The sequence below is a fragment of the Thermoanaerobaculia bacterium genome (assembly GCA_035260525.1).
Lineage (GTDB): Bacteria > Acidobacteriota > Thermoanaerobaculia > UBA5066 > DATFVB01 > DATFVB01.
Genome location: DATFVB010000132.1, coordinates 1 through 4,802, shown reverse-complemented (window position 1 = coordinate 4,802; position 4,802 = coordinate 1). Strand labels below are relative to the sequence as shown.

The 4,802-nt window shown below is 66.2% G+C and carries 2 protein-coding genes; both read left to right on the top strand.

Annotation, left to right across the window (positions count from 1 at the left end; genetic code table 11):
- A partial coding sequence (locus VKH46_06235) for a DNA gyrase subunit B (protein ID HKB70425.1) occupies positions 1-2,101 on the top strand: 2,101 nt, incomplete at its 5' end.
- Between the two features lies 1 nt (position 2,102).
- Complete coding sequence (gene gyrA, locus VKH46_06230; protein HKB70424.1) at positions 2,103-4,691, top strand: DNA gyrase subunit A; 2,589 nt, start codon at positions 2,103-2,105, stop codon at positions 4,689-4,691.
- The last annotated feature ends 111 nt before the right edge of the window (positions 4,692-4,802 follow it).

The window sequence follows — 4,802 nt, the reverse complement described above, 5'->3', positions numbered from 1 at the left end:
CTACAAGGTCTCCGGCGGCCTCCACGGCGTCGGCGTCTCGGTGGTCAACGCCCTCTCGCTGCGGCTCGAGGCCGAGATCCGTCGCGACGGGAAGGTCTGGCAGCAGGCCTACGCGCGCGGCGTCCCGGTCGCGCCGATCGCGGCGACCGGGACCTCGAAGAAGACCGGGACGAAGATCACGTTCTGGCCCGATCCGGAGATCTTCTCGATCACCGAGTTCCATTTCGAGCAGCTGTCGCAGCGCCTGCGCGAGCTGTCGTTCCTCATTCCCGGCGTCGGGATCACGATCGTCGACGAGCGGACCGACAAGAAGCACGAGTTCTTCTACGAGGGGGGCATCAAGTCCTTCGTCGAGCACCTGAACAAGGCGAAGACCCCGATCCACGACAAGGTGATCTTCCTGTGGGACGTCAAGGGAGGCACCGGCGACCCGAAGCGCGACGCCGACAAGGAGCGGGTCGAGGTCGCTCTCCAGTGGAACGAGGGATACGCGGAGACGCTCTACGCGTTCACGAACACGATCAACAACCGCGACGGCGGCACGCACATCGAGGGCTTCAAGGGCGCGCTCACGCGCGCGCTCCAGCGCTACGCCGACGCGAACAACCTGACGAAGGCGCTGAAGGAGACGAACCTCTCGGGCGACGACGCGCGCGAGGGACTGACCGCGGTGATCTCCGTCAAGGTCCGCGACCCGAAGTTCTCCTCGCAGACCAAGGACAAGCTCGTCTCCTCGGAGGTCAAGACCTGGGTGCAGCAGATGGTCTACGAGAAGTTCGGCTCTTACCTCGAGGAGCATCCGCGCGACGCCAAGCGCATCATCGAGAAGATCGTGGAATCCGCCCGGGCCCGCGAGGCGGCCCGCAAGGCGCGCGACCTGGTGCGGCGCAAGGGAGCGCTCGACTCCGGGTCGCTGCCGGGCAAGCTCGCCGACTGCCAGGAGAAGGACCCCGCGTTCTCGGAGATCTTCATCGTCGAGGGCGATTCGGCCGGCGGCTCGGCCAAGCAGGGAAGGAACCGGCGATTCCAGGCCATCCTGCCGCTCCGCGGCAAGATCCTGAACGTCGAGAAGGCGCGCCTCGACAAGATGCTCTCCTCCACGGAGATTCGCGTGCTGATCACGGCGCTCGGATGCTCGATCGGGCAGGAGTTCGACGTCGGGAAGCTCCGGTACCACAAGATCGTCATCATGACGGACGCCGACGTCGACGGCTCGCACATCCGGACGCTGCTCCTGACGTTCTTCTTCCGCCAGATGCTGGCGGTCGTCGAGCGCGGCTACCTCTACATCGCGCAGCCGCCGCTCTTCAAGGTCGCCGAAGGGAAGAAGGAGACGTATCTCAAGGACGAACGGGAGCTCACGAAGTTCCTCCTCGCGCGGATCGGCGACGACCGGACGCTCACGCAGGCGAAATCGAAGCAGTCGGCCTCGGGCGCCAGGCTCATCACGCTTCTCGAGAAGATGGAGTCGTACCGCACGCACCTGGCGAACCTCGAGGCGAAGGGATGGCCCGAGCCGTTCGTGCGTGCCTGGCTCGACTCCGACCTCTTCCGCGCGGAGGACTTCACCGAAAAGAAGCGGGTCGACATGCTCGGCCGGGAGGCGAAGGCGCTCGGCGAATTCATGCGGGCGGACGTCGTCTCCGACGAGGTCGGGGAGTCGTTCGCGCTCGAGCTGACGCGCTCGGTCAACGGCATCGAGAAGTCGTTCCGGATCGACCCGGAGTTCGCCTCCTCGCACGAGGCCAAGAGGCTCCGCGAGAGCGCGAAGGCGATCGGGACCTTCCTCGTCGGCCCGTACGAGATCGCGCAGGGGGAGGAGAAGACCGCGTGCGCCACGCTTGCGGGCACCCTCGAGACGATCTACGAGGGCGCCAAGAAGGGGCTCGCGATCCAGCGCTACAAGGGTCTGGGCGAGATGAACCCGGAGCAGCTCTGGGAGACGACGATGGACCCGGAAAAGCGCCACCTGCTGCAGGTCAATATCGAAGACGCGGTCGAGGCCGACGAGATCTTCTCGATCCTGATGGGCGACGAGGTCGAGCCGCGCCGAGACTTCATCGAAACCAACGCCCTCGCGGCGAAGAACCTGGACATCTGACATGAGCTCCGTACTGGACTCCGAGAAGAAGAACCCCGTCTCGATGGTCGAGGAGGTGCGCCGGTCGTACCTCGACTACGCGATGTCGGTCATCGTGGGCCGCGCGCTCCCCGACGTGCGCGACGGCCTGAAACCCGTGCACCGCCGCTGCCTCTTCGGCATGTGGGAGCAGAACAACGTCCACAACCGGCCCTACAAGAAGTCGGCGCGCATCGTCGGCGACGTGATGGGCAAATATCACCCGCACGGCGACACCGCCATCTACGACACGATCGTCCGGATGGCGCAGGACTTCTCGATGCGGGAGCCGCTCGTCGACGGCCAGGGCAACTTCGGCTCGGTCGACGGCGACAACGCGGCGGCGATGCGCTACACGGAGATCCGCCTGACGCGCCTCTCCTCCGAGATGATCGGCGACGACATCGACAAGGAGACCGTCGACTGGGTCCCGAACTACGACGGCTCGCTCCAGGAGCCGACGGTGCTCCCGTGCAAGTTCCCGAATCTCCTCGTCAACGGCTCGGCGGGGATCGCGGTCGGCATGGCGACGAACATCCCGCCGCACAATCTCGGCGAGGTGATCGACGCGACGATCGATCTCATCCAGAAGCCCGAATCGACCGTGCCGCAGCTGATGCGGCGCATTCCCGGGCCGGATTTCCCGACCGCGGGGTTCATCCACGGGGCGAAGGGGATCCGGGACGCCTATTCGACCGGCCGCGGCATCATCCAGATGAGGGCGCGCGCGATGGTCGAGAAGCAGGCGCGCGGCGAGAAGGAAGCGATCGTCATCACCGAGCTCCCGTACCAGGTCAACAAGGCGAAGCTGATCGAGCGCATCGCCGAGCTCGTCAACGAGAAGAAGATCGAAGGGATCTCGGACCTTCGCGACGAGTCGGACCGCGACGGCATCCGCGTGGTCGTGGACCTGAAGCGCGGCGAGAACTCCCAGGTGATCTTGAACAAGCTCTTCACCCAGACGGCGATGCAGTCGACCTTCGGGATCATCTTCCTGGGAATCGTCGACGGCGCTCCGCGCGTCTGCAACCTGAAGGAGCTCCTCCAGCACTTCATCGACCACCGCAAGACGGTCGTCGTCCGCCGGACGAAGTTCGACCTGCGCAAGGCGCAGGAGCGGGCGCACCTGATGAAGGGCCTCGCGCTCGCGCTCGGGAACCTCGACCTCGTGATCCGGATCATCCGGGGATCCGCCGATCCGAAGGAGGCCAAGGGCCGGCTCGTCGCCGAGGTCTCGATGACCCGCGCGGGCCTCGAGAAGTTCATCGGCCAGAAGATCGAGGACGAGAAGGCGAAGGCCTCGGATCTCATCCATCTCGACGAGATCCAGGCGCAGGCGATCCTCGACATGCGCCTCCACCGGCTCACCGGCCTCGAGCGGGAGAAGATCGTCGCCGAGTACAAGGAAGTGCTCGCGCTGATCGGGAGGCTCAAGGAGATCCTCGCCTCCGAGAAGCTCGTGCGCGAGATCATCATCACGGAGTTGAAGGACATCAAGAAGGCGTTCGGCAACGACCGCCGGACCGAGATCGTCGCCGACGTGACGGAGATCGACGTCGAGGACCTGATCGTCGAGGAAGAGATGGTGATCACGGTCTCCCGCGGCGGCTACATCAAGCGATCCCCCCTCTCGCTCTACCGGGCCCAGCGCCGCGGCGGCAAGGGCCGCGTCGGCGCCACGACGAAGGAAGAGGACGTCGTCGAGCACCTGTTCGTCGCCTCGACCCATGCGTTCATCCTCGCCTTCACGTCGAAGGGGCGGATGCACTGGATCAAGGTGTACGACCTGCCGCAGCTCGGTCCGGCCACGCGCGGCAAGGCGATCGTCAACCTCCTGCAGCTGTCTCCCGACGAGAAGCTCGTCGCCCTGGCCGCGACGAAGGATTTCCCGGAGGATCGCTTCCTCGTCTTCGCGACCAGGGAAGGGCTCGTCAAGAAGACGCCCCTGTCGGCGTACGGCAACGTCCGGAGCGGCGGCATCAACGCGATCAACCTCGAGGACGACGACGAGCTCCTCTCGGTGCGGATCACGGACGGCACGCGCCAGATCTTCATCGGGACCCGCAGCGGCCTCGGCATCCGGTTCCCCGAGGCCGACGTCCGGGCGATGGGGCGGGTTGCGACGGGCGTCTACGGCATCCGCTTCAAGCGCGACGAGGACTGCGTCGTCGAGATGGAGGCCGTCGAGGAGAACGGGACGATCCTGACGGTCACCGAGAAGGGATACGGAAAGCGCAGCCTCGCCTCGGAGTACCGCCTGCAATCGCGCGGGGGTTCGGGCGTGATCAACGTCCGGGTGACGGACAAGAACGGCCCGGTCGTCGGCATCAAGTCCGTCACCGACGAGGACCAGGTTCTCCTCATCACCGAGAAGGGGATCCTGATCCGCCTGAAGGTCAAGGACGTGCGGGAGACCGGGCGCGCGGCGATGGGCGTGCACCTGATCGACCTCGACGAGGGAGACCGCGTCGTCGCGGTCGCCAAGCTGGCCGAGCGGGAGGAGGCGGAAGACGACCTGACGCCGGCCAGCGGGGTGCTGCCCGGCGCGACTCCGTTCCTGAAAGACGAGTAGCGAGCCGCAGGCTCGCGATACATCGAGCCGGCCGGGCGCGTGCCGCCCGCGTGGCCCTCCGACGTACGCTTTCGGTACGCCTGCGGGTCCCGCGGGGCGCCCCGCATCCCG

Coding starts and splice junctions, on each gene's coding strand:
- gyrA (HKB70424.1), top strand. CDS start 2,103: ATGAGCTCCGTACTGGACTCCGAGAAGAAGAACCCCGTCTCGATGGTC.